Origin of the sequence: Flavobacterium sp. (assembly GCF_039916025.1) — a bacterium.
In the GTDB taxonomy this organism is placed as follows: Bacteria; Bacteroidota; Bacteroidia; order Flavobacteriales; family Flavobacteriaceae; genus Flavobacterium.
The window spans coordinates 1-2,047 of the sequence record NZ_JBDSMB010000049.1; the positions used below are offsets into that span (position 1 = coordinate 1).

Sequence of the window (2,047 nt, forward strand, 5' to 3'; positions counted from 1 at the left end):
TTCGAAACCATTGACTTCAACTATAAATAGCTTTACTGATATGGCTATCGGTTCTTCACTCTCGCCTAAGTCGGCGGAAGTTCGCTTTTGTAATTCAGACTGCAGCGAATTTTATGGTCTGTTATTCGGAGATAGTCTGATATTCGGAAATGGCACTGTTTGGGGGGACCCAAGAATTAACGCTGCTGGGTCTACCCGGCCGATTGTTTCCCGAACTTCAGAATTAACCTGGACGATTAGTTTTCCTTCTGGAACGGTTGGAAGGCTGTGGAACCGAACACCTGATATTCCAACCTCAGCACTCTACTACTACGAAGGTAACCTAGAAATTAAGAAGCAATAATCGCAAGTGATATTTAGCCTTGTTGGCATTCCCAATAGTTGAACCTTTTATAATTACAGCTAACGTTTGTATTTACGTAATTACACGAGGCAGCGAGTTGTATGAATCGTGGAAAATCATCGGCGCACTGATTCGTTAGAATCATTGTAAGATGCGGCAATGCCACTATCATTACAAACTAACTTTTATTTAGCTTGTAAAACATATTAATTAATACGCATACCGCTGGCTTTTACCGAATGCCAGGAAATGAATTTTTGACGGCCGTTGCTTGCTGCAGGCGTCGAGGGCGAGCTTCATGGAGGTGTCTTTGTAGATTACGTCATCTACACTATCAGGATGCTTTGTTGCAGATTTTCTGATATTGCTTTTTGATGTGGTGGAATCGAGCAGGCAACGTCGTCGGCTATGCGCATGGCCTGGTGAGAGCCGTTGCCGGTAAAAAGTTAAAGGTTTATTGAGCCGCTTTTCCCCATGTAGAGGTTCGTGAGACACGAACCAGGGCGGGGGGATTTTTTTAATTTCAAAATATTTTCATCCACGCAATGTGTAAAATAAAATGGAAGCTGGTAGCATGGCGCATTGTTAGCTGCATGTGCTTCACCTCACTTGAAAATCTAATGAATAAGAAAATTTAAATTATTGTAAACCCAATGAACAGCTTCTGTAATATGATGAGTTAAAACTAAATTCTCCAAAATTCCTTTTGTAGCGGATAGCCATTTGAAAATTTTTGATTTGTCTGGCTTTTCTTCCAAAACTTCCTCTTTGACTTTGTCAAAATTTGTAATTAAGGTTTGCTTTTGGATGGTGTCTACACTTTGTTCTTGTCTGATGAGTTCAATCAAATCTGATATTTTATCAGCAGTTTCTTTTTTGCCATTAAGTGAGTCAAATATCTTAATTTCATTACCAATAATTATTTGTCCAGAATTACCGGTAATGTCGCCAACTTCAATTTTGTGTCCCATGATTATTTCGTTTTTTATATTAGGCGGTTGAGGTAAATACTGTTTTACATTCTGATAATCAAAAAGACTTTGTTTAGGTATTGAATATTTCACATTCTTACCTTTATTATCTACAAATCCTTTTACGGCATCTGCGATACTATTAACCTCTACTATTTTCGTCTCGAAACTCTCGAATTCATTTTCGGTTGTGTCTTTGAAAAAATCAAATAGGTCTTTAAAAATCTCATCTAAATTGCTAAAAACAAATTGCAAGCAAAGAAAATTACTATTTGTGTCCTTCCTAAAACGCAAATACTTCTGTTTATAAGCTATTACCTTTGGAATGTCTTCGGTTTCAAAGTTCTCTCTAAACTCATAAATTGCTGAAATATTATTATTCCAAATGCTTGTGTAAACATCATCGCCAGACCATATTTTTAGCTCTTTCAACCTATTTAAAACAGGAATATAAATGTTTTGTGTAATTGGTTGAAACTTTTCATTTATAGTCTTTTGTATTTCATCATAGTTCTGTTTATCAATGTAGTTTCCTTTGGGTTTCAACTTTGACCTTTGAATGTCTAGTTTGCTTAATTCGTCACACAACGGAAGGTATTTATCAATAAATTCTGACTTTCTTTGGTCTAAATAATCTATGAAGTCAAACAGTGCTTGTATTTTTTCAGGTATCATAATTTTAAACTTTATCTCACTGTTTTAGGGTGGTCGGTTGCATTGCATTGTTAGCCGA

Annotated in this window: 2 protein-coding genes; one reads left to right on the forward strand and one right to left on the reverse strand. The window is 36.3% G+C overall.

Translation table 11 applies throughout. The features are described from left to right. A partial coding sequence (locus ABIQ27_RS02890; protein ID WP_348031885.1) for a hypothetical protein occupies nucleotides 1-343 on the forward strand: 343 nt, incomplete at its 5' end. 617 nt (nucleotides 344-960) lie between these two features. Here ABIQ27_RS02890 and ABIQ27_RS02895 read toward each other — a convergent pair. Continuing rightward, entirely contained in the window at nucleotides 961-1,989 is a 1,029-nt protein-coding gene (locus ABIQ27_RS02895; RefSeq protein ID WP_348031887.1) for a hypothetical protein, read from the reverse strand. Nucleotides 1,990-2,047: the final 58 nt, after the last annotated feature.